Genomic DNA, 26331 nt, shown 5'->3' on the forward strand with positions numbered 1-26331 from the left:
CTCGGGTCGGGCATACGGGCCGAATGTCGCGAAACCGCTGGCGTTTCGCGCCTTTCGGCACGAATCTGCGGGGTCAGGAACCCGGGGTGAAGGACACGCCGCGGTACACGTCGCCGGCGGCGGCCGTGCGGAGCGTGTGGAACGTGGCGGTGCTCGGGACGGTCCCGGCCGTGAGCTGGTCAGTCACGGTGACGAGCTTGTTCGCGTTCGCGCCGTAGTCGCTGACGCCGCCGATGCTCGTCGTCACCCCGTAGAGGCTGACGCTGCCGTCGGCGTTCACCTTCCCGGTGAAGTTCTTGATGCCGTCCACGGCCGGGGTCCACGGGACGCCGGTGAGCGGGTTGGTGCCCGTCGGGAGGCCGGCCACCGTGTACGGGGTGCCGAGGCCCAGGCCGGACTGCAGCGTGTAGTCGTACTTCCACGAGCCGCCGACCAGCGACCACTTCTGGATGCCCGCGAGGCTCTGGGCCGCCGCGGCGGTGTAGCTGCCGCCGCTGAAGGTGTCCGTTCCGTTGCCGGCGTCGGCCACGTAGAGCGTGGTGTCGTTCGCGAACCACAGGGCGCCGAACGCCGTGCTGTTCTGCGGGCCGCCGACCTCCGGTGTCTTGATCGACTTGGCGAGCGCCGTCGGGAAGCCGGCGAGCACGCACATGTTGTGGGCCGGCTCGCCGGTCACCGGGTCGACGGCGTCCGGGGTGGCCGGAGTCGCGGCGCCGGGGACGGGGGTGCCGACGCCGGTCGGGCACGCCGTCCCGGTGGTGTCGACGAAGTAGACGGTGTCCACGCCGTTCGAGCCGCTGCCCTTGGTGTAGTAGACGACGCCGTCGTGGATGGCCACGGCCGCGAAGTTGGTGTCCTTGCCGAGCTTGTCGGCCTTCGTGACGTCGAGCTGGGTCACGCCGAAGCCGCCGACCGGGGTGGGCTGCCCGGGCTGCTGCGCCTGCTGCGGGGTGCCGGCCGGCGTGATGAGCTGCGCGCCGGTGCCGTAGATGACGCCGGGGGTGGCCGTGCCCTCGCCGTTGTTCGAGTTGCCCGCGGCGTAGTACTTCCCCGTGCTCTCGTCCAGGATCGCCGCGCGGCCGTTGTCGCCGCTGTAGGCGTTGGTCGAGGTGAACGAGAAGCGCCCGTTCGCGTCGAGTTGCCCGACGCCGCGGTAGACCGACTGCGCGTCCGGGTTGGTCGGGTCGAAGACGCCCGGCGTGTTCCCGTTGGAGGCGTCCAGCACGTTGCTCGGGCTGACGTAGCCCATGAACGTCACGGCGCTGCCGCCGGTGGACAGGTTGAGCGCGCCTTCCGACTTGGAGGAGAAGCTCCCGGAGAGCACGTCGTGGCCGGTGCTGGACGAGCCAGGCGCGCCGGTCGGGACGGCCGTGGTGTTCACCGCGGCGCCGGAGGTCGTGAGCTGGTCGAGCGAGATCGGGGCCGTCACGCCGAAGTTGGCGTCGACGGTGGCGTTGTCCCAGACGTGCTCGTACGAGCCGTCGGCGATGGCGGTCGCGCCGGTCGGGAGGACGGTCACGCCGGGCGTGATCAGGTCGGGGGCGCCGGTGTAGTGCAGGCGGCTGACCAGGAGGTCGCCGGGGATCAGGCCCGGGCGCGGGTCGGCCGTGGCCGGCGCCGCGACGGCGAGGGAGGCGCCCACGGCGCAGAGCAGCGCGCCGGCCGTGAGCGTTCGTGCGGGAGACATTCGCTTCATTGATCGTTCCTCTGTGTTAACTAACGGGGCAGAGGACAGACCACACCTTCCCGAGGGCGCCCGGCGGGGCCGGCAGGTGAACAATCGGGGAATTCGTCCCGCTATCGCCCCCGCGTCAGGATCAGGTGCGCGACCATCGCCGTCCAGCCCGTCTGGTGCGACGCCCCCAGCCCCTGCCCGGTGTCGCCGTCGAAGTACTCGTAGAAGAAGACGTTGTCCTTCCAGCGCGGGTCTGTCGACAGCAGCGGGTACCGCGCGTCGGACGGCCGCCGCCCGTCCGGTCCGGGGAGGAACAGCGCGATCAGCCTCCGGGACAGGTCGTCGGCCGCCTCCCCGGGCGTCAGGGAGTTGCCCGAGCCCAGCGGGTCCTCGATGCGGACGCCCGTCTCGCCGTGCGACTGGTAGTGCTGCAGGGCCGCGACCAGCAGCGCGTTGAGCGGGAACCAGACGGGTCCGCGCCAGTTCGAGTTGCCACCGAACAGACCGGTCGTGGACTCGGCCGGCTCGTAGTCGACGGAGGCCTCCACTCCGTCGACCTCCACCGTGAAGGGGTGCTCGCGGTGGTAGGCCGAGACGCCGCGGATGCCGTGGTCGCTGAGCAGCCCGTCCGGGTTGAAGACCTGCTTCAGGATGCGGGTCAGGCGCTCCGGCGACACCAGCGCGAGCAGGTAGACCTGCTCCGTGCCGATCACCCGCCGGTGGAAGCCCGCCCCGAGCTCGGGATGCTTCACCAGGTAGTGGTTGAGGATGCGGCGGAACTCGGGCAGCGTCCGCACTCCCGGCTCGTCGTAGGCGAGCGACGCGACGACCGGCACGAGCCCGACGAGCGAGCGCACCTTGAGCGGGACGTCCCGGCCGTCGGCCAGGTGCAGCACGTCGTAGAAGTAGGCGTCCTCGTCGTCCCACATGCCCGAGTTGTTGGCCGAGCCCGCGATGCGGAGGAACTGCTCGCCGAACTTCACGGCGACGTCCTCGTACACGTCGTCCTCGCGGGCGAGCCGCAGTGCGATCTCCAGCAGGTCGAGCGCGTAGGTCGCCATCCAGCCGGTCGAGTCGGCCTGCTCGATGGTCCCGACCTCCGGCGGCAGCGTCGACCGGTTCAGCGGCGCGATGTTGTCGAGCCCCATGAAGCCGCCCTCGAACAGGTCGTCCTCGTCGGAGTCCTTGCTGTTCGTCCACCAGGTGTAGTTGATCAGCAGCTTGTGGAGGATGCGGGCGAGGAAGCCGAAATCCCGGCCGCCGTCGATGAGGAACACCTGGATCGCCGCCCACGCGTGCGTCGGCGGGTTCACGTCGGAGAAGTTCCACTCGTAGGCCGGGAGCTGCCCGTTCGGGTGCATGTACCACTCCCGCAGCAGCAGCACGAGCTGCGCTTTGGCGAACGCGGGGTCGATGTGCGCCATCGTCACGCAGTGGAAGGCGAGGTCCCAGGCCGCGAACCACGGGTACTCCCACGGGTCGGGCATCAGGATGACGTCGTCCGCGTCGAAGTGCCGCCACTGCCCGTTGCGCACGGCGGCGCGGCCGGGCGGCGGCGGGGGACCGGCGGGGTCGCCGTCCAGCCACTTGTCGACGTTGAAGTGGAAGTACTGCTTCGACCAGAGCAGGCCCGCGAACGCCTGGCGCAGCACGCGCGCCTCGTCGGGGTCGGCCGGGGCGTTCTCCAGGCCGGTGTAGAAGGCGTCGGCCTCGGCCTTGCGTGCGGAGACGACGCGGTCGAAGCCGGTGCCGAGGTCCTGGGTGGGGATGGCGGACGCGTCGTCCGCGCCGCCGGTCAGCCGCAGCCGGAGGACCTGCGTCTCGCTCGGCCCGACCGTCACCGCGTAGTGGAGGGCGGCCTTCGTCCCGACCTGCTCCGGGTTCACGGTCGCCGCGCCGTGGATGACGTGGCCCTCGATCCCGTCCTTGGGATACGCGGGCGAGTCGGCCGCGTCGAACAGTCGTCCGGTGTTCGTCTCGTTGTCGCAGAACAGCGCGTCGGGCTGGTCCTCCCCGCTGAAGGCCAGCGCCCCGCCCGGCCCCGACCCGAGCACGCGGCCGCCCTCGAATCGCAGCGACGGCTTCTCGACGTCGTACCCCCACGACCAGGTGTTGCGGTACCAGAGCGTCGGCAGCACGTGAAGCGTCGCGGCCTCCGGTCCGGCGTTCTCGATCGTGACGCGCATCAGGAGGTCGTGCGGGCCGTCCTTCGCGTAATCGACGGTGACGACCCAGTAGCGGCCGTCGTCGAAGATCCCGGCGTCCACCAGCTCGTACTCCGGCTCCAGCTTGCCGCGGCGCGTGTTCGTCTCGATCAGGTCCTCGTACGGGTACGGCGCCTGCGGGTAGTGGTAGCGCCAGGTGTTCCAGGAGTGCGTCGGTGTGCCGTCGAGGTACCACCAGTACTCCTTGACGTCCTCGCCGTGGTTGCCCTGTGGACCGCTCAGGCCGAACATCCGCTCCTTGAGGATGGTGTCCTGCCCGTTCCAGAGCGACAGGCCGAGGCACCAGTTCTGCTTCAGGTCGGAGAACGCGGCCATGCCGTCCTCGTTCCAGCGGTAGGCGCGGCTGCGGGCGTGGTCGTGCGGGAAGAAGTCCCAGGCCTCGCCGTCGGCGCTGTAGTCCTCGCGGACCGTGCCCCAGGCGCGTTCGGCGACGTACGGTCCCCAGTCGCGCCAGGCGGCCGTCCCGTCGTCCGCCTGGAGGATGCGCTCGCGCTCGGCGCCGGGCTCGGCCGGGTTCACCTGGGTCATGGGGCCATTCTCGACGCTCGGCGGCGCGCCGGTCCAGCGGGCATCGGGCGCCCTCCGCTCACCGCGCCAGTGTCTCGTGCGGGTACTCGCCGTACTCGGCGCGGTAGGCGGCGGCGAACCGCGGCACGTGCGTGAAGCCCCAGCGGTGGGCGATGGCCGAGACGGTGTCCCTGTGCACCAGGTCGGCCGCCAGGAGGTCGGCGCGCGCGGCGCTCAGCCGCAGCGAGCGGAGGTACTGGGTGGGGGACACCCCGACAATGCGGCGGAAGGCGTCCTGCAGCCCGCGCGGCGAGAGCCGCGACGCCGCGGCGATGTCGACCAGCCCGATCGGCTCGGCGAGGTGCTCCTCCATGTACGCGATGGCCCGGCGGATCGACGCAGGCGGCGCGACCCCGCCGTCGTGCGCCGGCGGGAGGTCGAGCGTGTCGTTCGGGAAGTCGGAGAGCAGCGCGGCGGCGACCGTCCGGAACAGGGCGTCGCGCAGCAGGACGTTGTCGAACACCTCCGGTTCGCTGCCCGGCCCGTGCAGGTGCGTCGCCACGCTCCTCCAGTGCCGCTCCGCGGCGGGGTCGAGGGGCGCGCTGCCGGTGAAGCGGACCTGCAACCCCGGGCGGCCGAAGTACTCCCGCGCGAGTGTCTCGACAGCGTCGATGTCGACCCGGACCGAGTGCGCGCGTGCCTCGTGCTCCCAGCTCGACTCGATCGGCGCCAACGGGTATAGGAACGGCCGGCCGATGTCGAGCTGTTCGCGGCCGACCTCCAGGTGCATCCCGGGACTCGCCTCGCAGACGTTGAACGTGGTCATCGGGTCGGCGACTCCGCGGGCGGTGCAGACCAGGTGGAGCCGGTCGAGCGAGAGCCGCTCATCCCCGAGATGGCTCACCGCGAACGAGAAGGCGGCGTCGTCGCCGTCGCGGGCGAAGTCGAAGCCGGGCTGGAGGCCGCGGATGACCGCGAGAGCCACGTCGGGCTCCCGCGACGCCATCGACATGCGTGTGACCGGCACGACGTGAACGGTAGCCGCGCCTGCGGGCTCGCGGTAGGGGGTGCGGTCTACTCCCGCGGCGGCTCCGGCGCGCTGCCGAGCGCGTCGACAGCCTGTTGGGTGAGTGCGATCGACTCCTCCTGGTAGCGCGCGAGGAACGCGAGCTGCTCGGTGGTCAGCGACTCGTGCAGTCGCCGGAAGGCCTCCCCGATCGACTGGTACACGTTCTGGCCGGACTGGAGGGCGGCGAAATCCGCGCTGATCAGCACCCGGCGTCGGTCGGCGGCGTCGGATTCGCGGCGGGCGAGCCCGCGCTTGATCAGGCGGTCGGCGATCCCGGTGACCGCGCCGGAGGTCAGGTTCAGCGCCGCGCCGAGTTGCCCGGCGGTCTGCGGCCCGTTGCGCATCAGCACGTCGAGGGCCTTCATGTCGCTGACCCCGAGGCCGTAGCTCGCCGCCGCTCGCTGCTGGAACAGGCCGGTCAGGCTGGCGGACTGCGCGCCGAGGTCGGTCAGGCGGGCGATCAGCTCGGCGCGCGCTCCGGAGTCGGGTTCGGTCGAATCCACTCTTGCAATCCTCTCAGTCACTCATTATCTTAGTCACTAAGACAATTTCAGTGCCCGGCCGCGAGGTCGGCGAACCAGGAAGGAAGGGCATCCGATGTCCCGCACCGTCAGCACCGCACCATCCACCGATCCGCTCACCTCGCACCTGGTGTCCTCCGAGGATGGCACGCCGATCGAGTACTTCAGCACCGGCACGGGGCCCGGCCTCGTGATCGTCCACGGAACCATGCAGTCAGCGGCCAGCCAGAGCGAGCTCGCGGCGGCGCTCGCCGGGTCGTTCACCGTGCACCTGATGAACCGACGCGGCCGCGGGAGGAGCGGCGCGTATCCCGCGCTCGACCGGTACGACCTCGCGCTCGACGTGGCGGACGCGTCGGCCGTCGTCGCCGCGACGGGCGCCACCACGATCATGGGGATCAGCTCCGGCGGCATCATCGCTGCCGAGGTGGCGCTCGCGCACCCCGGACTCGCCGTCGTGCTGTTCGAGCCGGCGCTCGTCGCCGACGACTCCCTCGACCTCGACGCCTTCCTGGCCCGCTTCGAGCCGGAGGCCGCGCGCGGCGACGTCCCGGCCTACATGGTCACCGCGCTGCTGGGCACGCAGATGGGGCCGGCGTTCCTGCGGTTCTTCCCGCGGCGGATGCTGGAGTCGAGCACGCGCAAGATGCTGGCGAAGGGCGGCGTCGTCCCGGTCGGCGGCGCGACCATGCACGAGCTGGCGACGGCGGTGCCGTACGACATGAGGATCGTCGCGCAGCGGGCTGACCGGATCGACGACTACGCGGCGATCCGCGGGCCGGTGCTGCTCGTGACGGCCGAGAAGTCGCCGGCGTACCTCCGGCACGCGGTAGAGCGGCTGCGGGAGCTGCTGCCGGGGGCGGATTTCGGCACGATCGCCGGTGTCGGGCATTCGGCGACGCAGAACGTCACGGAGGGCGGCAAGCCGCAGGTGGTGGCCGACATCGTGATTCACCACCTCAGTCACTGAATCCCAGAACCAACCACTGTTGGCCCTGCTGAATCCCGTCTGCCTACGATCGAGTTCGACCTCCCCTCGAAAGGAACGACAGTGCAGTTCAGGTACCTCGGCAACTCCGGCTTCAAGATCTCCGAGATCACGTACGGAAACTGGCTGACCCACGGCTCGCAGATCGAGAACGAGACGGCCGCCGCCTGCGTCCGGGCCGCCCTCGACGCCGGGATCACCACCTTCGACACCGCGGACGTCTACGCCAACACCGCGGCGGAGACCGTGCTCGGCGAGACGCTGAAGGGCGAGCGCCGGCAGTCGCTGGAGATCTTCACGAAGGTGTTCGGCGCGACCGGTCCCAAGGGGCACAACGACGTCGGACTCTCGCGCAAGCACATCCTGGAGTCCATCGACGGCTCGCTCACCCGGCTCCAGACCGACTATGTCGACCTGTACCAGGCGCACCGCTTCGACTTCTTCACGCCCCTGGAGGAGACCATGCAGGCCTTCGCCGACATCGTGCGCCAGGGCAAGGCGCTCTACATCGGCGTGAGCGAGTGGACCGCGGACCAGCTCCGCGCGGGTCACGCCCTGGCGAAGGACCTCGGCTTCCAGCTCATCTCGAACCAGCCCGAGTACTCGGCGCTGTGGCGGGTCATCGAGGCGGAGGTCGTGCCGACCTCCAAGGAGCTCGGCATCTCGCAGATCGTCTGGTCGCCGGTCGCGCAGGGCGTGCTGACCGGCAAGTACCTGCCGGGCGCGCCGCTACCCGAGGGCAGCCGGGCGACCGACGAGAAGGGCGGCGCGGGCGCGGTCAAGCGCTGGCTGACCGACGACGTGCTCACCCGCGTGCAGCAGCTCGCCCCGATCGCGCAGGAGCTCGGCCTCACGCCGGCGCAGCTCGCGGTCGCCTGGGTGCTCCAGAACGACAACGTCGCCACCGCGATCATCGGCGCCTCCCGCCCGGAGCAGGTCGTGGAGAACGTGAAGGCCTCCGGAGTCACCATCCCCGCCGAGCTGCTCGGCCGCATCGACGAGGTGCTCGGCGGCGCCGTCGAGCGCGATGCGGCGCACACCGCGACGCGCTCGCCCCAGCACCGCGAGGCCTAACCCTCACGATTCGTGCCGAATGGCGACTCTGGCGCGTCCAGAGTCGCCATTCGGCACAAATGTGCGCGCGCCTAGACGCGGCTCGTGACCGAGTCGCCGGCTAGGCGCTGCGAGATCCACACCGGAATGATCGCGAGGATCGTCAGGACCGCGGCGACGACATTCACCACCGGCGCCTGGTTCGGCCGGAACAGGTTCTGGAAGATCCAGATCGGCAGCGTCTGCACCGCCGGTCCCGCGGTGAACGTCGTCACCACGATCTCGTCGAAGCTGAGCGCGAACGCCAGCAGCACGCCGGCCGCGAGCGCCCCACGCACCTGCGGCAGCGTCACCCACAGGAACGTCTGCCAGCCGCGCGCCCCGAGGTCGCCGGAGGCCTCCTCCAGGGAGGTCCCCATCCGCCGCAGCCGCGCCTGCACGTTGTTGTAGACGATGACGATGCAGAACGTGGCGTGGCCGATGATGACCGTCGCCATCCCGAGCGTCACGCCGACCGGGCCGAGCACCGTCGTGAACGTCGACGCCAGCGCGATACCGGTGACGATGCCCGGCAGGGTGATCGGCAGCACGACCAGGAAGTTGATGCTCTGCCGGCCGAAGAACCGGAACCGCTGTACGGCGAAGGCCGCCATCGTCCCGAGCACCAGCGCGATCGCGGAGGCGCAGAGGCCGGCGATGACGGAGGTCGCCAGCGCGTCCGCCGCGCCGCGGGACTGGAACGCGTCCACCCACCACTGCAGCGTGAAGCCGGGAGGCGGGAAAGAGAACGTCCGCGAGCTGTTGAACGAGTTCAGCACGATCAGCAGCAGCGGCACGTAGAGGATCACCAGGCCGACCAGCATGCAGAGGCCGACGAAGATCCGCGCGGGGGTCGAGAGCAGCTTCACACGTTCTCCAATGCGCCGGTGCGGCGGACCGCGAGCAGGTAGAGCACGACCGCGACGAGCGGGATCACCGACAGCGCCGCCGCCAGCGGCTGGTTGTTCGCCGTCACCAGCTGCCCGTAGATCAGGTTCGCGAGCAGCTGGGTCTTGCCGCCGACGATCCCCACCGCGATGTAGTCGCCGAAGCTCAACGCGAAGGTGAAGATCGACCCGGCCACGATCGCCGGGAACACCAGCGGGAAGGCGACCGTCCTGATCGTGCGCCAGGTCGACGCGCCCAGGTCGTAGCTGGCCTCGAACAGCGAGTCGGGCACCCGGTCGAAGCCGGCGTAGACCGGGATGATCATGTACGGCAGCCACAGGTACGCCAGCGTCATGATCGTCGCCGGCAGGCCGAACCCGGGCGTGTAGCCTCCCGTCGCGACCGCGATCGGACCGCCCGGCTCGACCAGGATGCGCCAGGCGTACGCCTTCACCAGGTAGCTGGCCCAGAGCGGCGTCGTCACGGCGACGAGGTAGAGCGCGCGCCGGCTCGGCCGGGCCACCTTCGCGATGTACAGAGCCATCGGGAAGGCGACCACGGCGTCGATGAGCGTCACCCCCAGCGCCACGAGCAGCGTCCGCAACGCGACCGTCCCGTAGAGCGGGTCGGTGAACAGCGTCGCGTAGTTCTCGAGCGTGAAGGTCGGGACGACCGCGCCCGTGAACCCGTTCACCGTCCAGAAGGAGGAGACCAGGAGGACGGCGATCGAGCCCAGGTAGATGACGACGAGCCAGAGCAGGGGCGGCCCGAGCAGGAAGCCCAGGCGCGCCTTCATCCCCGGACTCCCGTCATCCCTTGATCTCCTGCCACTTGGTCACCCACTCGCTGTACGCGGTGCAGTCGCTGCCGCTGCCGTCGACGCACTTGGTCTGCGGCGTGGTCCAGTAGTGGATCTTCGAGGCGTAGCCGGCGTCCAGCGCGTGGTACTGGTCGCAGAACGTCGGGTCCTGGGTCTTCTCGCACGCCTTCGTCTGGGCCGGGGCCTCACCGAACCACTCGGCGACCTGGGCGTTGACCGTCGGGGAGGTGATCCAGTTCATCCACTGGTACATGCAGTTCGGGTGCTTCGCCTTGGACGAGATCATCCAGGTGTCCGACCAGCCCGTGGAGCCCTCGCTCGGGACGGTCGTGCCGACCTGCACCTTGCCGTCGCTCTGGATGAGGTTCGCGATGACCTGCCAGGAGGTCCCGACCACGCTGCTGCCGGACTCGAACGACTGCACGGACTTCGTGTAGTCCGACCAGTACTCGCCGATGGAGGTCTTCTGCTTCTTCAGCAGAGAGACGGCCGCGTCGAGCTGCTTCTCGGTGAGCGAGTACGGGTCCTTGATGCCGAGCGACGGGTCGTGGGCCTTCAGGTACAGCGCGGCGTCCGCGATGTAGATGGGCGAGTCGTAGGCGGTGACCTTGCCCGCGTACTTCGAGGCGTCGTCGAAGACGGCCGACCAGGAGTCGGGCGCCGGGGTGACGGCGGCCTTGTTGTACATCAGCACGTTGGCGCCCCAGCCGTGCGGGATGCCGTACATCTGGCCGTCGACGGAGTTCCACGCCTTGTTCTTCAGGAAGCTGGAGATGGTCGTGTAGTTCGGGACGAGCTTGGTGTTCACCGGCGCGACCTGGCCGCCGTAGACCAGGCGGAGGGTCGCATCGCCGGAGGCCGAGACGCCGTCGTAGTCGCCGGTGCGCATGAGCTGCACCATCTCGTCGGAGGTGCCGGCGACCTTGGCGTTGACCTGGCAGCCGGTGTTCTGCTCGAACGGGGTCACCCAGTTGACCTTGGGATCGTTGGAGCCGTCCTCGGCGTAGCCCGCCCAGACGATCAGGTTGAGCTGGTTCTCGTTGGCCCCGAGCTTCTTCGCCATCGGGACGTTCGGAACCGAGCCGGCCGAGCCGCCGGTGGAGCCGCCGCCGGAACAGGCGGCCAGCACCAGGAGGGCGGCGGAGACGGCCGCGGCTGCGGCCGCGGAGCGCGCCACGCGCTTCGTTGCACGGATCATGAGTCCTGCCTCTCTTCTACACCTCTGCTGCGAGGTACATCTGCGTCCTGGAGGTGTCCTGGCGCGTCGCGCGGCGGGTCCTCCGCGCCGCCGCCGAGCCTCCGGAGGTCGTCGTCGTTCCAGGTCACGTGCACGCGCGAGCCTCGCTCGAGCTCGGCGCGGTGCGTGCGGTCGTTGCTCTCCAGCACAGAGATCCTCAGGCCCGCGTCGAGGTCCACGACCCGGCGGATGCTGTTGCCCGCGTAGACCGACTCGACCAGCGTCCCGGCCGCGGACGGCGCGCCGGAGTGGTCGGGCAGCGTGTGCAGTTCGAGCTTCTCCGGGCGGATGGAGTACTCGCCGTCGAGGCCCAGGATGCTGCGGGCGCGCTCGCGGTCGAACAGGTTCGAGGTGCCGACGAAGTCCGCGACGAACCGGGAGTTCGGGTGCTCGTAGAGCTCGCGCGGCGTCCCGAGCTGCTCGATTTTCCCGTTGTTGAACACCGCGATCCGGTCGGAGAGGGTGAGGGCCTCGTCTTGGTCGTGCGTGACGAACACGAACGCGATCCCCAGCTCGTGCTGGAGCTGCTTGAGCTCCACCTGCATCTGCTGGCGCAGCTTGAGGTCGAGGGCGCCGAGCGGCTCGTCCAGCAAGAGCGCCTTCGGCTGCACCACCGTCGCGCGGGCGAGCGCCACGCGTTGTCGCTGGCCGCCGGAGAGCTGCGCTGGCTTGCGGTCGGCGAAGCCTGTCAGCTGCACCGAGGCGAGCGCGTCCATCGCCCGCTTGCGCCGCTCCGTCCGGCCCACGCCACGGACCCGGAGGCCGTAGGCGACGTTGTCCAGCACGCTCATGTGCGGGAACAGCGCGTAGTCCTGGAAGACCGTGTTGACGTCGCGCGCGGCGGCGGGCTTGCCGGTCACGTCCTGGCCGAACAGCTCGATCGTCCCGGAGGTCGGCTGCTCGAAGCCGGCGATGCAGCGCAGCACGGTGGTCTTGCCCGACCCGGACGGCCCGAGCATGGAGAAGAACTCGCCGGCGGCGATCTCCAGGTCGAGGTCGTCGACGGCCGCGACCGTCCCGAATCGTTTGGTCAGTCCGGTCAGCCTGATGGCGGGCTGCTCGCTCACATCCAGTCTCCTTCGACGGTGGGCGTAGTGATCATATGCGATCGGATGTTGGCCTGACTACGGGATCCGCAGCAAAATCTGGTCACGAATGTCGATTCCAGCCGTGTGCGGGGTGACATGCAGTCCGAATCTTCAGTGCGCATCCCCTCGTGCCGCGGCTACCCTGGCGGCATGGTGGGGCGTGACGCACCGGCCGGGGCGATCGCCGCGGTGGACGCGGCCAACTTCGCGCTGGAGGGCGCGCAACCCAATGTGGTGACGCTGGCGGGCGTGCTGGATCCCGGCGGATTCGTCGATGCGCGCGGCGTTCCGGACCTCGGGCGGCTGCGCACGGTGCTCGCCGTCCGGGTGCGGTCGTCGCCCGCGCTCTGCCGGCGACCGGTGGCCTCCGGCGCGGCCTGGCACTGGGAACCGTCGCAGCCGGAGCTCGACCGGCACGTGCGGCTCTGGGGGGCGAGAGCGGACGGCGCGGATGTGCTCACGTTCGAGCAGATCTGCGCGCGGACCCTGATGACCGGCCTCCCTCTCGACCGGCCGCTGTGGGAGCTGCTGCTGGTGCCCGGCGTGGACGGGAGGCGGTGCGGTGTCCTCTTCCGCCTCCACCATGCGCTCGCCGACGGTCTGGAGGCGGAGGCCCTGATCGCGGCCCTCTGCGACGACGGGGCCGCGGGCGTCGCTGGAGGACCGGCCGCGGCGGTCCCCCTCCCGCCGGCGGAACGGCTGTCGCCGCTCCGGCGGCTCCGCGAGGTCGCCGCGCAGACCACCGCCGTGTTCCGCCGCACGGTGCGTTCCCGCGTTCTGCTCGGCCCGCTCGGCGCAACGCGGGATGTCGCCTTCCTCGACGTCGGCCTCGCTGAGCTGCACGACGGCGCGAGCCGGGCCGGCGGCACGATCGGGGACGCCTTCCTCGCCGCGGTCGGGCAGGGGCTGCGCGCCGTCCTCGTCGCGGCGGGCGAGGAGCTGCCCGCGACGTTGCCGGTCTCGTCGCCGGTGCGCCTCCCGCGTCCGCCGGGGGAGGGGAACGCGACCGGCGTCATGCTCGTCCAGGTACCCGTGGCCGACGCCGACGCGCGCGCGGGGGTGGCCCGCGTTGCGGCGCAGACCCGGTCGGAGAAGGCGCGGGCCCGGGCCGCCGGGACGTTCGAGTGGATGTCGGGCCCGCGCTCGGCGGCGCTCCTGATGCGCGTCGCGCGCACCCAGCGCGCGGTCTCGGCCGTGGCGTCCGAGTTCCCCGGCCCGGTGCGCACGCTGCGCCTCGACGGCGCAGAGCTGGTGAGCGCGTGGCCGCTGGCCCTGCTCTCGGCGAACGTCCGGACCGGCTTCGTGGCGGCCTCCTACGCCGGACGCTTCCGGGTGAGCGTGCAGACCGATGCCGGCCACCTCCCCGCGGCACTGCTGGTCGCGGACGCCGTGGCGGAGGCTCTGCACACGATCGCCCGCGGCTGAGCAGACCCGTCGTCAGCCGTCGGCGAACGGGAGGCCACCGCGGCTGCCGCCGGGCGCACACTCGTCTCATGACGGATTCGGACGCGCTGGACGCCTACTCGGCCGCGGTCGTGCGCGTCGCGCGCGTCGTCGGCCCGGCCGTCGCCGCCGTCACCGCCCGGACCTTCCGCGGCGTCGGCCTCGGCAGCGCCACCGTCATCTCCGCCGAGGGCCACCTCCTGACCAGCGCCCACGTCGTGGAGGCGGCGGGCAGCGTGGACCTGGCCTTCGAGGACGGCACCCGCGTGCGGGCGCGCGTCATCGGCCGTGACCCGCTCTCCGACCTCGCGATGCTGCGGGCGGACGCGCCCGTCCCCGCGCCGGTCGAGCTCGGCGACGCTGCGCGGCTCCAGGTGGGACAGCTCGTCGTCGCCGTCGGCAACCCGCTGGGCCTCGCCGGGAGCGTGACGGCCGGCATCGTCTCCGCGCTCGGCAGGTCGCTGCCGACCCGGTCGGGCCGCGTGGTGGACGAGGTGATCCAGACCGACGCCGCGCTCAACCCGGGCAACAGCGGGGGAGCGCTCGCGGACAGCAACGCCCGCATGATCGGCGTGAACACCGCCGTCGCCGGAACCGGCCTCGGCCTCGCCGTCCCGATCAACGCCACGAGCCGCCAGATCATGGACACCCTGATGCGCGAGGGCCGCGTCCGCCGCGGCTGGCTCGGCATCGCGGGCGCGGAGATCACGCTCAACCCGGAGATCGCACGCAAGGCCGGCGCGCGCACCGGCATCCAGGTGATGTCGGTGGTCACGGACAGCCCGGCCGACCTGGCGGGCGTCCGTCCGGGCGACGTGCTCATCTCGCTCGACCGCATGCGCATCCACGCGGTCGCGGACCTCCAGCGGCTGATGATCGCGAGCACGATCGGGCGGCGGCTGGAGCTCACCGTCTGGCGCAACGGCGCCCTCGTCGACGCCATAGTGGAGCCCACCGAACTCACCGACGCCTAATTCCCACCCGCCCCCACCGCCGAGGGGCACGTAGTTGTCACTTCAGCGGCCCGGAAGTGACAATTACGTGCCCTTCGGCGAAGGTTGGGGGAGGCGGACGGTGACCTCGGCGCCGCCGGTGGGGCGGTCGGCGGCGGTGACGCGCCCGCGATGCCGGTCCACGACCTCCGCGACCAGCGCGAGGCCGAGGCCGTAGTGCCGCTCGCGTCCCGCCGTGGCGCCCTCCGCGCGCGCCGTGGCGAAGCGGTCGAAGGCGCGGTCCTGGAGGCCGAAGCCGGGGCCGTCGTCGGAGACGGCGAGCACGACCTCGTCGCGGTCGGTCGAGACGTCGATCGTCACCCGCGAGGCGGCGTGGTCGAGCGCGTTGTCGACCAGCGCGACGATCATCCGGCGCAGCGACACGGGCGCGCCGGTGACGATTGCACCCGGCGTGGCCTGCGTGGTCAGCGCGATGTCGCGCTCGTGCGCGCGCCCTTCGGCCGAGCGGGCGACCACGGCCGCGAGCTCGCCGATGTCGACCCGCTCCGGGTCCGTGTTCTGGCGCGGGTCCGCCGCGGTGAGGAGGTCCTCCACGATCTCGGTCAGCGCCCGGCTGTCGTCCACGATCTCGTCCAGCCCCGACCGCACGTCCTCGTCCGCCGAGGCGTCGCCGCCGCGGGAGAGGCGCCGCCGCAGCAGCTGGGCGCGGGTGCTCAGCAGTGTCAGCGGCGTGCGGAGCTCGTGGCCAGCATCCGCGACGAACCGCCGCTGCAGCGCGAGGGCCTCCGACATCGGGCGCATCGACCGGCGGGCGAGCAGGAGGCCGACGAGCGCGGCGGCCACCGTCGCGATCACGCCGGAGATGATGAGCGCGGTGAGCAGGCGGCCCATCTCCTCCTGCTGCTCGGCCAGGCCGTAGGAGATCTGCACCACCTTGCCGCGCCGCACGTCCGTCTGGGTGAGGTAGGCCCTGCCGTCGGCCACGACCGTCTCGGTGATCGAACCGCCGTTCTGGGCGACGTCCTGCAGCGCGCGCTCGTCGGGGAGCCCGTCCGGCATGTTCGGCGAGATGTCGCGTCCCTGCGGGAGGATGACGGTCACCAGCAGGTCGTGCGGCGCGTCGTGCACGGAGTCCACCTGCGACGCGTCCGCCAGGGCGCGCTTGGCGGCCTCCGTCTGGCCGGTGGACACCACGATGTAGACGACCCCGCCGAGCACGACGAAGAGCGCCAGGATGATGCCGGCGAACTGCAGGGCCAGCCGCGCCGACGCCGTGCGCAGCTCGCGGAGGTCGGCCTTCATCCGACCCCGCCCAGCCGGTAGCCGACGCCGCGCACGGTCTCGATGAGGGTGCGGCCGAACTTCTTGCGGAGGTGGTGCACGTACGTGTCGACCACGCCGGGGTCGTCCGCGTCGGCGAACACCTCGTCCAGCAGCACGGCCCGCGAGAAGACCTGCTCCGGCCGCCGCGCCAGCAGCTCCAGGAGGCCGGCCTCCCGGTCCGAGAGCACCATGCGCTCGCCGGTGCCGAGCGTCACCGTGCGGCTGCCGACGTCCAACTGTCCGCCGGGGAAGCGCACGGTCGGGACCTCCGACGACGCCCGGCGGATGAGCGCGCGCACGCGGGCGAGCAGCTCGTCGATGTCGAACGGCTTGGCCAGGTAGTCCTCCGCGCCCGCGTTCAGGCCGTCGACGCGGTCGGGGGCGGTGCCGAGCGCCGAGAGGATGAGGATGGGCGTGGTCACACCGTTGCTGCGGAGGCCGCGCAGCACGCCGAGCCCGTCGACCGCAGGGAGGCCGCGATCGAGCACGACGGCGTCGAAGCTCTCGGTGAGGCCGAGGTGCAACGCGCGCTGCCCGTCGCGGGCGAGCACCACGTCGTAGCCGTCGGAGACCAGCAGCGTCTCCAGCATCCCGGCGAGACGGCTGTCGTCCTCGGCGGCCAGGACCCGGCGGCGCTCACTCATGCCCGCAGTATAGGAGGGGTCGCCCGCCAGCCCGTCGCCGCTCACCGCGGCTCCTCCGCTCCGGCGAAGGCCAGCTCGCCGAGCCCGAGGAGCCGGCCGGACGCGTCGACGGCGAGCACACCGCGCGCGCCGTTGCCGATGGCCCAGCGGATGCCGTCCTCGCCGAGCGCGAACACGGCCGTCGCCAGGAGATCGGCCGTCGTGAGGTCGGCGGCCACCACGGTCGCGCTGCGCAGCCCGGTCGCCGCGCCGTCCGTGCGGCCGTCCACGATGTGCGCGCCGCGCTCGTAGGCGCCGGAGGTCGCCACGCCGCCGTCCCGGACCTCCAGCACCGCCAGCATCTCCGCGGCGTTCTCCGGGGAGCGCACGCCCACGTTCCACGGCCGGCCCTCGCCCGGGCTGCCGGAGACCGCGACGTCGCCGCCCGCGTTGAGGCAGAAGTCCCGGAGGCCGCCCAGCGAGAGCGAGCGCGCCGCGCGGTCGGCCGCCCAGCCCTTCACGACGCCGTCGAGGTCCCAGGCGCCGTCCGGCCGCCGGATGCGGAACGCGCCGCCCGAGGCCTCCGCCATCGCCGAGCCGAGCCCGACGACCTCCGCGAAGTCGTCGCTCGCCCCGGACGCGTCGCCGCCGCGGGCGTTCACCCGGCTGAGCTCGCTGTCGGGACGGTACGCGGAGAAGCGCGCGTCGGCGTCCCGGAGCACCCGGAACGCGCGCTCGGCCGCCGCCGCCGCGACGTTCTCCTCGGCCTCCCGGATGTCGATCGACATCGGGATGCCCATGACCGTCTCCAGGAACCTCATCGCTGGTCGATGGCCGACTGCAGCGACTGGATGTAGCCCTCCGACGTGTAGGTGGCGCCCGAGATGGTGTCGATCTTCGCCGACTGCGAGGACATCGCCTCCTGCTGCAGCATCGGGATGGCCTGCGAGTTGATCTCCTGATCGCGGCCGCTCTCCGTCGGGTACTGGATGGCGTCGATGGCGGTGATCTTGGTGCCCTCGAACGTGACCTTCACCTGGACGGGGCCGTAGCGGGTGTCCACGGCGGTCCCCGTCACGGTCTTCGTGGTGGCGGCGGGGGCGGGAGCGGCGGCGGACGAGGTGGGGGTCGTGGTCGGCGTGCTGCTCGCGGTGGGCGTGGGAGTGGCCGGCGGCGCGGTCGTGGTCGCGTGGACCGACGACGCCGCGGTGGTCTGCTCGCCGACCCCGTACAGCTTGAGGCCGACGGTGGCGCCCATCACCACCAGGATGATGGTGAACAGCACGGTCCCGCGCCAGGACTTGTTGTTCATGACATGCTCAGTTCTTCTCGGTGGATGAAACGCTTGGGCATCCGCAGCTCGCGCAGCGAGGACTCCACTTGCTCGGCCATGCCCTCCGGCCCGCAGATGAACGCCTCCCAATTGTGGAGGTCGGGGATGATCCGGACCAGGTGGCCGGGGCCGAGCGGGTCGTAGCCGAGCTGGGCGCGTCGGCCGACGAGTGGGATCACGGTGACGCCCTCCATCGCCTGCAGCTCGCCCAGGAGCGCGAGCTGCTCCGGCGCGCTGACCCGGTACAGGACGACCGGACGGCCGCCGCGGTAGACCAGCTCCTCCGCGAGCGCCCGGATCGGGCCGATGCCCGCGCCTCCGGCGATCAGGAGCAGCTTGCCGCGGCTGGCCCGGTCGGCTGTGAAGTGCCCGAATGGTCCTTCGGCGAAGACGAGCGTTCCCGGCTTCAGCGCGGTCAGCCGGCTGGAATGGTCCCCGAGCGTGCCGACGGTGATGCGCAGCCGCCCGTTCGCCGGCACCGCCGACACCGAGTACGGGTGCGCCGTGCCGAGGTGGCCCCAGGCGAAGAAGCGGAACAGCAGGAAGTTGCCCGCGCGGACGCCGAGCCGGTCGACGTGCGGCCCCTCCAGCCAGACGCTGTTGAGTCCGTGGCCCTCCGGGACGACCGCGACGACGCGCATCCGGCCCTTCCAGGCGTCCATCGTCGGCAGGATGAAGCGCCAGGTCAGCACCGCAGAGGCGGTGGCGAGGTAGAGGCCGATCCAGAGGACGCGGTTGACCGGGTTCCCGACGAAGTGCACACCGGCGCTCAGCTGGTGGAGGAAGGTGAGGAAGATCGCGACGTAGGTCGTGAGGTGCAGCCAGTACCAGACCTCGTACGACAGCTTCGTCCGGATGAGTCGCGCGCTGGAGAGCCCGACCGCCAGGAACGCGACGGTCCCGACGAGAGCGGGCAGCATGTCCGGATACGAGTAGTACACGGTCCAGAACTCGTCCCAGGGCGTGCTCTTGTCGATGACCTCGCTGCCCAGCACGATGAAGACGACGTGCGCGACGATGAGGAAGATGACGGAGGCGCCGAGCGATCGGTGCCAGGAGACCAGCTTGTCCAGCCCGACCGCGTTCTCGAACCACGGCACCCGGGCGATCAGCAGCACCTGGTAGCAGACCAGCAGGGCGCCGACCAGGCCGCTCAGCTCGCCGAGCGAGGTGATCGCGTTGGCGGGCGTGGAGGCGAAGTTCGCGGGGACGCTGAACCACCACATCCCGAGAACAGCGATGACGCTGGCGCCGAGCAGGACGCGCACGGTGAGCGCGCCGCGCCGGTGCCGGGTCGCGGCGCCGCGGCGGGCACGGGGCCGCCGCGCGGGTGCCGTCGTCGCGGCCCAGGTCTCTGTCATGCCTCCAACGATGCTGGTCGAATCTTTGTGGATTCTTACGTCGGCTGAGAACGGCCTAAGGATCGGCTATGGAGTGGGGCGGCGCGCCGTGACGGCGGTGTCGCCGCCGGTCGCCCGCCGGGGGCGACTACGGTTTCCGCATGAGCTTCGCCCTCCTGGCGCTGGTGGTGGCCGTGGGACTGCTCGGCCCGCTGGCGGCCGCGCGCTCGATCTGGCGCGTGCCTGTGGTGGCGGGGGAGCTGCTCGGCGGCCTCCTGATCGGCGTCTCCGGGTTCCGGCTGGTCGACCCGGCGAACGACGACTTCACGCTGCTGGCCTCCATCGGGTTCGGGCTGACGATGGTCGTGGTCGGCTCGCACGTGCCGGTGCGCGATCCCGAGGTCCGGGCCGCGCTCGCCCGCGGTGCGCTCGGCGCGGGACTGGTCGGCGCGGCCTCCGCGGTGCTGGCCGCGGTGCTCGCCGCCGTGGCGCACTCCGGCAACGGCCTGCTCTACGGGGTGCTGCTGGCCTCGTCGTCTGCGGCGCTCGTGCTGCCGATGCTGCAGTCCGTGAACGTGGACAAGCGCTCGGCCGCCCAGCTCGTCGCGCAGATCGCGGTCGCGGATGTCGTGTGCGTCGTCCTCCTGCCGCTGGTCGTCGTGCCGGGGAGGGCGCTGACCGCCGGGATCGGGGTGCTGGTCATCGCCGCGCTCTCCGTCGGGCTGTGGGTGGCGCTGACCCGCTGGGTCCGCTCCGGCCGGCGCCGGGTGCTGCACGCGTACTCGGAGCGCCGCCGGTTCGCGCTGGAGCTGCGGCTCAGCCTGCTGGTGCTGTTCGCCTTCGCGGCCATCGCCCAGTTCGCGCAGCTCTCCATCATGATCGCCGGCTTCGCGCTCGGGCTGGTGCTGTCGGCGGTGGGCGAGCCGCACCGGCTGGCGCGGCAGCTCTTCGGGATGACGGAGGGCTTCTTCGGGCCGCTCTTCTTCGTCTGGCTCGGCGCCTCTCTCGATCTGCGTGCCCTCCTCGCGCACCCGGCGATGATCCTGCTCGGCGTCGCGCTCGGCGTCGGGGCGGTGCTGGCGCACCTGGCCTCGCGGATCGCCGGGCTCCCGTGGGCGCAGGCCGTCGCCTCCGCCGGTCAGCTCGGGGTGCCCGTCGCGGCCGTGACGCTCGGCCTCCAGACGCACACGCTGGCGCCGGGGGAGGGCGGGGCGATCCTGCTCGGCGCGCTGATCAGCCTGGCGACGTCGGCCGTCTCGGTGGCGGCGGTGGTGCGGCGGACCGTCCGGGCTACGCCAGCGTCATGAAGAGCTTCTCCAGCTCCTCGACGGTCATCGGATCGGTGGTGTCGTCCGGGTCGTTCAGGCACTTCTCCATCGCGGTGGCGATGATCTGGAAGCCGGCCTTGTCGAGCGCGCTGGAGACCGCGGCGAGTTGGATCACGACATCCCGGCACTTGCCGCCGTTCTCGACGGCGGCGATCACTGCGTTCAGCTGACCCTGTGCGCGGCGGAGCCGGTTCAGCACGGGCTTGATGTCGGCGGGGGCGCGGTCCACGGTCAGCTCCGCCCGAACAGGCGGCCGAGGACGCCGGCGCCGGTCGCAGTCGTGGCCTGGTCGGCGTGGCCGTCGCACCACTGCGCCGCCGGGACGTTCTTGCGCACGTCGCCGACATGCTGGCCGCAGCCGTTCCAGGTCGTCTTGCCGCAGGTCGAGCAGGTGACGGGATAACACATGGGAGGTCCTCTCTCGGGGATTCGGGATACCCCTGGAGGTATAGTACGATACCGGCGGGGGTATCCGCAATCCACCCCTGCCCGTGCACGGAGGAAGGACCATCCCAGTGAGAACGATCATCGTCGGCGGCGTCGCCGGAGGCATGTCGGCCGCGACCCGGCTGCGCCGGCTGGACGAGGCGCGCGACATCGTCGTGTTCGAGCGCGGCCCGTACGTCTCCTACGCGAACTGCGGCCTCCCGTACTACGTCGGCGGCGTGATCCGCGACCGCTCGTCGCTGCTGCTGCAGACGCCGCAGTCGCTGGCCTCCCGGTTCCGGCTGGACGTCCGCACCGGTCACGAGGTGCTGGACGTCGACGCCGCCGGGCGCACCGTCACCGTGCTGGACCTCGGGACCGGCGAGACGTCCACCGAGGGCTACGACGAGCTGATCCTCGCGGTCGGCGCCTCCGCCCGGGAGGCGGCAGGGCATTCCGGCATCCCGACGCACACGCTGCGCACGGTGGACGACGTGGACGCGATCGGCCGGCTGGTGGACGCCGCGGCCGACAACACGTCGGCGCTGGTCGTCGGCGGCGGATTCATCGGCCTGGAGGCGGTGGAGAACCTGGTGCGGCGCGGCCTCCACGTGACTGTGGTGCAGCGCGGGTCGCACCTCCTGAGCCCGCTCGATCCCGAGATGGTGGCGCCGCTGGAGGCGCAGCTCCGCAGCCACGGCGTCGACGTGCGCACCGGCGTCACGATCGACACGGTCGAGGATGGGGTGGTCCTCCTCGACGACGGCAGCGCGCTGCGCCCCGACTTCCTCGTCGACGCGTCCGGCGTGGTGCCGAGCGTGGACCTCGCGCGGACCGCCGGTATCGCACTCGGCCCGACCGGCGGCATCGCGGTCGACGCGCGCAACCGCACCAGCGACCCGCACATCTACGCGGTCGGCGACGGGGTCGAGAAGATCGACGCGCTGTCCGGCGAGGAGGCTCTCGTCACGATGGCCGGGCTGGCCAACCGGCACGGCCGCTCCGTCGCCGACGTGATCGCCGGCCACGACGAGCGCAACACGCCCGCGCTCGGCACCGCGATCGTGAAGGTGTTCGACTCCGTCGCCGCGAAGGTCGGCTGGAGCGAGCGGCAGCTGGTGTCGGCCGGCCGCGGGCACCGCGTCATCCACACCCACCCGACCTCGCACGCGACCTACTACCCGGGCGCGCAGCCGATGTCGATGAAGCTGTTGGTCGACCCGGCGAGCGACGCGATCCTCGGCGCGCAGCTCGTCGGCGGGGAGGGCGTGGACAAGCGCATCGACGTCATCGCGGTGGCGATGGCGGGCGGCATCACCGCCTCCGGGCTCGCGCGCCTGGAGCTCGCGTACGCGCCCCAGTTCGGCTCGGCGAAGGACCCGGTGAACCAGCTCGGCTACGTGGCCGACAACCTCCGCACCGGCACGACCAGCGCCATCCAGTGGCACGAGCTCGACGCGGCGCTGACGGCGGGCGCCACCCTGGTGGACGTCCGCACTGCGGGCGAGCACGCGGCCGGCGCGATCCCCGGCGCGGTCAACATCCCCGTGGACGACCTGCGCGACCGGCTCGCCGAGCTGCCGGCCGGGCCCGTCGTCGTGCACTGCCAGGTGGGGCAGCGCGGGCACACCGCGGCGCGCATCCTCAGCCAGCACGGGTGGGACGTCGTGAACCTGGACGGGGGATATCGCACCTGGGCGGCGGGCGCGGCGATTCGGGAGCGGGAGGCCGTAGCCGCATAAGGCAACGTGAAGTCGGCGGGGGACCCGAAGGTCCCGCGGCGGCTCAGGTCTCCTGCGTGTGGCCTTCCTGCTCCGGCTCGCCGGTGACCTCCAGGATCGCGACCTCCTCCAGCTCCTCCCTGCCGTGGCGGCGGTCCACCCCGAACAGGTAGACGGCGTCGAGGACGCCGAGCGTGTTGGTCAGCAGCAGCGTGACGAACCACGGCTTGCTGCCGTTCCGGGCGGCGCGCCAGAGCGACGCGCCCTTCCAGGCGAGGCTCCAGGCGACGACCGCGACGACGAGGACGCGGCCCGCGGGCGGCACGTCGTGCATCCCCATGCGGGACGCTTCGTAGTGGTTTCTCATGCGGCCATCAGACCGCGCGCGCCCGCGGCACGGCAAGGGTCGAACAAGGGTCGCCTCGCCTCCGCCCAACTCACCCCCGCCCGCGCCGCTCCAGATGCAGCACCGCCGCCTGCGTGCGCCGCTCCAGCCCCAGCTTCGCCAGCAGCGAGCTCACGTAGTTCTTCACCGTCTTCTCGGCCAGCCCCAGTCGCTCGGCGATCTGGCGGTTGGTGCGCCCGTCGGCGATGAGCGCGAGCACCTGGCGCTCCCGGAGGCCGAGCGAGGCGAACCGCGGGTCGTCGGCGGGTTCGCGCAGGGTCGCAGAGACGCGCGACGCGACGCGCGGGTCGATGAGGTGCTTGCCGCGGTGGGCCGCCCGGACGTCGTCCAGCAGCGTGCTCGCGCGGATGTCCTTGACCACGTAGCCGTCGGCGCCGGCGATGATCGCGCTGCGCAGGGCGTCCTCGTCGTCGTACGCGGTGAGCATCAGGCAGCGGATGCCCGGCTCCGCCTGCTTGACGGCCCGGCAGACGTCGATGCCGCTGCCGTCGGGCAGCCGGACGTCGAGCACGGCGACGTCGGGCCGCACGGCGAGGATCCTGGCGCGCGCCTGGGCGGCCGTCGCCGCCTCGCCCACGACCTCCATGTCGTCCTGCCCGTCGATCAGCGCGGCCACACCGCGGCGGACGATCTCGTGGTCGTCCGCGAGGAAGACGCGGATCGGGGGCGGGCTCATCGCGCGCCCTCGACGGAGACGGTCACGGGCAGCCGGAGCCGCAGCCGCGTCCCCTGCGGGGTCGACTCGACGTCCAGCGCGCCGGCGCGGCGCTCCGCGCGCTCGGACAGGTTGGCGAGCCCGCTGCGCCTGCTCGTCTCGCCCATCCCGGCGCCGTCGTCCACCACGTCGACCGTGAGCTCGTCCGCGGACGCCACCACCTCGACCGTGGCGGTACCGGCTCCCGCGTGCCGGACCACGTTCGTCAGGCCCTCGCGCACGAACGCCGCGACGTCGTCGGCGAGCGCGGCGTCCGACACCAGGTCGACGGGGCCGGAGAAGGAGACCGTCGCCGGCCGGGGCAGGGCCTCGCCGACCTCCTGGACGATGTCGAGCACCCGGTGCCGGAGGCTCTCGGCGGGTCCCTGCTGGCGCGACAGGGAGAAGATCGCCGTGCGGATCTGCGCGATCGCGTCGTCCAACGACTTCACGGTGCCGTCGATCCGGTCGGCCAGCAGCCCGGGGCCGAGCGCCGACTGGACGCTCTGCAGCTCCAGTCCGGCGCCGAACAGCTGCTGGATGACGTGGTCGTGGAGGTCGCGGGCGATGCGGGCCCGGTCCTCCAGGAGCACCACCCGCTCGCGGTCGGCCCGCGCCTCCGCGAGCTCCATCGCCAGGGCGGCCTGGCGCGAGAACGTCACCGTCCGCTCCAGCTCGAATGCCGAGAAGGCGGGATCGCCGGCCGCGCGGACGGCGATCAGCACCTCGGGGTCGCCCGTCTTCCCGTCGAACGGGATGACGAGCGCGGGTCCCGATTCGCGCCCGTCGGGGAGCAGGATGCCGGTCAGCTCGTCGAGCCGCGTGGGCTGCGCCCCCTCGATCGCGCTGCGGATCCGGCTGGTCGCCGTCGGGTCGGGGTCGCCGGCGGCGCCGCTCGCTCCGAGCACGCGGAACGCGCCGTCGTGCGCGTCGACGCTGAGGACGAGCACCGCGCCGGCGCCGACCAGCGTCGCCGTGCGGGTCGCCAGCTCCTCGTGCGACTGCTCCGCGTCGCTCCCCAGGATGCCGGCCGTCAGCTCGGCGGCGGACGCGCTCCAGGCCTGCCGGGCGACGGTCTCGGCGAACAGCCGCGCGTTGTCGATCGCGAAGCCCGCGTTGGCGGCCAGCGCTTTGACGAGCTGCTCGTCGTCCTCGGTGAAGCCGCCGGCGACCGGGTCGGTCAGGTAGAGGTTGCCGTACACGGCGTCGCGCACCGCGATCGGGACGCCGAGGAACGCCGTCATCGGCGGGTGGCCATCCGGGAAGCCGGAGGACCGCGGGTCGTCGGCGATCGAGTCGAGCCGGATCGGACGCGGATCGTCGATGAGGGCGCCGAGGAGCCCGTGGCCCTCCGGCAGGTGTCCGATCCGTGCCACCACGTCGTCCGACATCCCGACGTGGATGAACTGCTCCAGGCCTCCGCCCTCGGCGATCACCCCGAGTGCGCCGTACCGCGCGCCGACCAGCTCGACGGCGGACTCGATGATCGTCCGGAGCACCACCGGCAGCTCCAGGTGCGACACCACCGCCCGGTTCGCCCGGACGAGCGCGCGCAGCCTGCCCTGGGTGTCCAGCACCTTGCGCGCCTGCTCCACCAGCTCGGCGAGGGCGCGGTCCAGTTCGGCCCGCGGCGCGTCGGGGAAGGTGATGGGCTCATCGCTCGGGATGGTGCGCCTCCTCTCGGCAGCGGGCAGCGGGCCGCTGTCCGGGAGCGGCGCGTGCCCTCACGCGCCGAGTGTAGCTTCCCGCGGTGCCGCGTACACCTGCGTGTCCTGACCGACCACGACGGTGGGAGCGGCGAGGTCGAGGATGAGACCATGGGAGACCGAGCCCAGCCAGGTGCGCTTCCAGCCGGTGAGCCGCCTGCTGCCGACGACGAGCAGCGACGCGTGCTCCGATTGGATGCGGAGGCCCGAGATCGGGTTCTGCCGGAGCAGGGCCGCGTGCACGACGAGGCCGGGGTGTGCAGCTCTCACAGTGCGCACGTGGTCGTCGAGCAGGTCCTGCCGTTCGCTCTCCTGCGAGGTGACGAACTGGTCGTCGGGGACGACCAGCGGCTGCTCGGACAGCGGCGCCACCCAGCAGTGCACGACGGTCAGCGGCTGGCGCAGGTCCTCGGCCTCGCGGGCGGCGTACTCCAGGGCGAGCCGGCCCACCGCGGAGCCGTCCACCCCCACCACCACGCCCGTCCGTGCCGCCGCGGCCTCCCCTTCCTCGACCGGGATCACGGCCACGGGGCCTGCCGCCGCGGTCGCGAGCCGCGATCCGAGCGACCAGCCGTAGCGGACGCGCGGCCCGACCCGGTGCCGGGTGCCGACCACGACGAGGGTGTCGGCCCGGGTCTGGGCGGTCAGCACCTCGAGCGGATCACCGACCAGCAGCTCCGCTCCGGACACGAGGCCGGGATGGGAGGCCGCGAGCTCCTCCACCCGGGAGTCGAGCCGGTCCTCCTCCTGCTCGGTCGCCCGGTCGAGCGCCGCGTCGTCGCCCAGGAATGTGCCGACGTTGACCACGTCGAAGAGCTCGACCGTCGAGCCCTCGTCGCGCGCGCGGCGGAGCGCCCAGGCGAGCGCCGCCTCCGCTCCCGTCGAGCCGTCCCAGCAGACCACCGTCCGGTCGGTCATCGTCCTC

At 72.0% G+C, this 26331-nt stretch carries 25 protein-coding genes; 6 read left to right on the top strand and 19 right to left on the bottom strand.

Annotated features, from left to right (window positions below; translation table 11 throughout):
- Positions 1 to 73 precede the first annotated feature (73 nt).
- The 4 genes from ABCS02_RS01965 to ABCS02_RS01980 form a co-directional block, all read right to left on the bottom strand.
- Positions 74 to 1696: a hypothetical protein gene (locus tag ABCS02_RS01965; protein WP_345833931.1), complete on the bottom strand. Its 1623-nt coding sequence runs from the start codon at positions 1694 to 1696 to the stop codon at positions 74 to 76.
- A 101-nt stretch (positions 1697 to 1797) separates the two neighbouring features.
- Positions 1798 to 4428, bottom strand: a complete 2631-nt coding sequence (locus ABCS02_RS01970) for a glucosidase (RefSeq protein ID WP_345833932.1) — start codon at positions 4426 to 4428, stop codon at positions 1798 to 1800.
- Between the two features lie 58 nt (positions 4429 to 4486).
- Complete coding sequence (locus ABCS02_RS01975; RefSeq protein ID WP_345833933.1) at positions 4487 to 5434, bottom strand: AraC family transcriptional regulator; 948 nt, start codon at positions 5432 to 5434, stop codon at positions 4487 to 4489.
- A gap of 47 nt (positions 5435 to 5481) precedes the next feature.
- On the bottom strand, positions 5482 to 5979 hold the full coding sequence (locus ABCS02_RS01980; protein WP_345833934.1) for a MarR family transcriptional regulator: 498 nt from the start codon (positions 5977 to 5979) through the stop codon (positions 5482 to 5484).
- A gap of 94 nt (positions 5980 to 6073) precedes the next feature.
- On the opposite strand from ABCS02_RS01980, the gene ABCS02_RS01985 reads away from it, so the two are divergent.
- Together ABCS02_RS01985 and ABCS02_RS01990 are read left to right on the top strand one after the other, a co-directional pair.
- The gene (locus tag ABCS02_RS01985) at positions 6074 to 6967 is read left to right on the top strand and encodes an alpha/beta fold hydrolase (protein ID WP_345833935.1); all 894 of its coding nucleotides are present in this window, start codon (positions 6074 to 6076) and stop codon (positions 6965 to 6967) included.
- Between the two features lie 81 nt (positions 6968 to 7048).
- Complete coding sequence (locus ABCS02_RS01990) at positions 7049 to 8059, top strand: aldo/keto reductase family protein (protein ID WP_345833936.1); 1011 nt, start codon at positions 7049 to 7051, stop codon at positions 8057 to 8059.
- Between the two features lie 71 nt (positions 8060 to 8130).
- Here ABCS02_RS01990 and ABCS02_RS01995 read toward each other — a convergent pair whose 3' ends face one another.
- The 4 genes from ABCS02_RS01995 to ABCS02_RS02010 are packed head-to-tail and all read right to left on the bottom strand — an operon-like array spanning position 8131 to position 12089.
- Positions 8131 to 8946 carry an ABC transporter permease gene (locus ABCS02_RS01995; protein WP_345833937.1) on the bottom strand — a complete coding sequence of 272 codons (816 nt, stop codon included), beginning with the start codon at positions 8944 to 8946 and terminating at the stop codon, positions 8131 to 8133.
- Positions 8943 to 9761, bottom strand: a complete 819-nt coding sequence (locus tag ABCS02_RS02000; protein WP_345833938.1) for an ABC transporter permease — start codon at positions 9759 to 9761, stop codon at positions 8943 to 8945. Before ABCS02_RS02000 ends, ABCS02_RS01995 begins: the two co-directional genes overlap by 4 nt.
- A gap of 13 nt (positions 9762 to 9774) precedes the next feature.
- Positions 9775 to 10983, bottom strand: a complete 1209-nt coding sequence (locus tag ABCS02_RS02005) for an ABC transporter substrate-binding protein (RefSeq protein WP_345833939.1) — start codon at positions 10981 to 10983, stop codon at positions 9775 to 9777.
- Entirely contained in the window at positions 10980 to 12089 is a 1110-nt protein-coding gene (locus ABCS02_RS02010) for an ABC transporter ATP-binding protein (RefSeq protein WP_345833940.1), read from the bottom strand. Before ABCS02_RS02010 ends, ABCS02_RS02005 begins: the two co-directional genes overlap by 4 nt.
- Before the next feature lie 171 nt (positions 12090 to 12260).
- On the opposite strand from ABCS02_RS02010, the gene ABCS02_RS02015 reads away from it, so the two are divergent.
- Entirely contained in the window at positions 12261 to 13535 is a 1275-nt protein-coding gene (locus tag ABCS02_RS02015; RefSeq protein WP_345833941.1) for a wax ester/triacylglycerol synthase domain-containing protein, read from the top strand.
- A 68-nt stretch (positions 13536 to 13603) separates the two neighbouring features.
- A complete protein-coding gene (locus ABCS02_RS02020) occupies positions 13604 to 14527 on the top strand; it encodes a trypsin-like peptidase domain-containing protein (protein WP_345833942.1) in 924 nt (307 codons plus the stop codon).
- Positions 14528 to 14590: 63 nt separating this feature from the next.
- On the opposite strand, the gene ABCS02_RS02025 is transcribed toward ABCS02_RS02020, so the two are convergent.
- From ABCS02_RS02025 to ABCS02_RS02045, 5 genes are read right to left on the bottom strand one after another with little or no spacing between them, the layout of a single operon-like run.
- Positions 14591 to 15808 carry a HAMP domain-containing sensor histidine kinase gene (locus ABCS02_RS02025; protein ID WP_345833943.1) on the bottom strand — a complete coding sequence of 406 codons (1218 nt, stop codon included), beginning with the start codon at positions 15806 to 15808 and terminating at the stop codon, positions 14591 to 14593.
- Entirely contained in the window at positions 15805 to 16473 is a 669-nt protein-coding gene (locus ABCS02_RS02030; protein WP_345833944.1) for a response regulator transcription factor, read from the bottom strand. The genes ABCS02_RS02025 and ABCS02_RS02030 overlap by 4 nt, the downstream gene beginning before the upstream one ends.
- A gap of 41 nt (positions 16474 to 16514) precedes the next feature.
- A complete protein-coding gene (locus tag ABCS02_RS02035; protein WP_345833945.1) occupies positions 16515 to 17273 on the bottom strand; it encodes an FAD:protein FMN transferase in 759 nt (252 codons plus the stop codon).
- On the bottom strand, positions 17270 to 17764 hold the full coding sequence (locus ABCS02_RS02040; RefSeq protein ID WP_345833946.1) for an FMN-binding protein: 495 nt from the start codon (positions 17762 to 17764) through the stop codon (positions 17270 to 17272). Before ABCS02_RS02040 ends, ABCS02_RS02035 begins: the two co-directional genes overlap by 4 nt.
- Complete coding sequence (locus ABCS02_RS02045; protein WP_345833947.1) at positions 17761 to 19146, bottom strand: ferric reductase-like transmembrane domain-containing protein; 1386 nt, start codon at positions 19144 to 19146, stop codon at positions 17761 to 17763. The genes ABCS02_RS02040 and ABCS02_RS02045 overlap by 4 nt, the downstream gene beginning before the upstream one ends.
- Positions 19147 to 19286: 140 nt before the next feature.
- Between ABCS02_RS02045 and ABCS02_RS02050 the strand changes: the two genes are divergently transcribed.
- Complete coding sequence (locus tag ABCS02_RS02050; protein ID WP_345833948.1) at positions 19287 to 20432, top strand: cation:proton antiporter; 1146 nt, start codon at positions 19287 to 19289, stop codon at positions 20430 to 20432.
- Here the strand turns inward: ABCS02_RS02050 and ABCS02_RS02055 are convergent.
- Together ABCS02_RS02055 and ABCS02_RS02060 are read right to left on the bottom strand one after the other, a co-directional pair.
- Positions 20416 to 20682 carry a metal-sensitive transcriptional regulator gene (locus ABCS02_RS02055; RefSeq protein ID WP_345833949.1) on the bottom strand — a complete coding sequence of 89 codons (267 nt, stop codon included), beginning with the start codon at positions 20680 to 20682 and terminating at the stop codon, positions 20416 to 20418. The two genes, ABCS02_RS02050 and ABCS02_RS02055, sit on opposite strands and share 17 nt — an antisense overlap.
- A gap of 2 nt (positions 20683 to 20684) precedes the next feature.
- On the bottom strand, positions 20685 to 20861 hold the full coding sequence (locus ABCS02_RS02060; RefSeq protein ID WP_345833950.1) for a hypothetical protein: 177 nt from the start codon (positions 20859 to 20861) through the stop codon (positions 20685 to 20687).
- 107 nt (positions 20862 to 20968) lie between these two features.
- Between ABCS02_RS02060 and ABCS02_RS02065 the strand changes: the two genes are divergently transcribed.
- Positions 20969 to 22621 (top strand): FAD-dependent oxidoreductase, encoded by a 1653-nt coding sequence (locus ABCS02_RS02065; protein ID WP_345833951.1) that lies wholly within the window; start codon positions 20969 to 20971, stop codon positions 22619 to 22621.
- Positions 22622 to 22664: 43 nt separating this feature from the next.
- Here the strand turns inward: ABCS02_RS02065 and ABCS02_RS02070 are convergent, their stop codons facing one another.
- The 4 genes from ABCS02_RS02070 to ABCS02_RS02085 all read right to left on the bottom strand — a co-directional run bounded on the left by ABCS02_RS02070 (position 22665) and on the right by ABCS02_RS02085 (position 26324).
- On the bottom strand, positions 22665 to 22967 hold the full coding sequence (locus tag ABCS02_RS02070; protein ID WP_345833952.1) for a DUF5652 family protein: 303 nt from the start codon (positions 22965 to 22967) through the stop codon (positions 22665 to 22667).
- A gap of 70 nt (positions 22968 to 23037) precedes the next feature.
- Positions 23038 to 23682: a response regulator transcription factor gene (locus ABCS02_RS02075; RefSeq protein WP_345833953.1), complete on the bottom strand. Its 645-nt coding sequence runs from the start codon at positions 23680 to 23682 to the stop codon at positions 23038 to 23040.
- Positions 23679 to 25277 (bottom strand): GAF domain-containing protein, encoded by a 1599-nt coding sequence (locus tag ABCS02_RS02080; RefSeq protein ID WP_345833954.1) that lies wholly within the window; start codon positions 25275 to 25277, stop codon positions 23679 to 23681. The genes ABCS02_RS02075 and ABCS02_RS02080 overlap by 4 nt, the downstream gene beginning before the upstream one ends.
- Positions 25278 to 25424: 147 nt before the next feature.
- Positions 25425 to 26324, bottom strand: coding sequence for a universal stress protein (locus tag ABCS02_RS02085; protein ID WP_345833955.1), 900 nt, complete (start codon positions 26322 to 26324; stop codon positions 25425 to 25427).
- Positions 26325 to 26331: the final 7 nt, after the last annotated feature.

The organism is Microbacterium sp. X-17 (assembly GCF_039615055.1).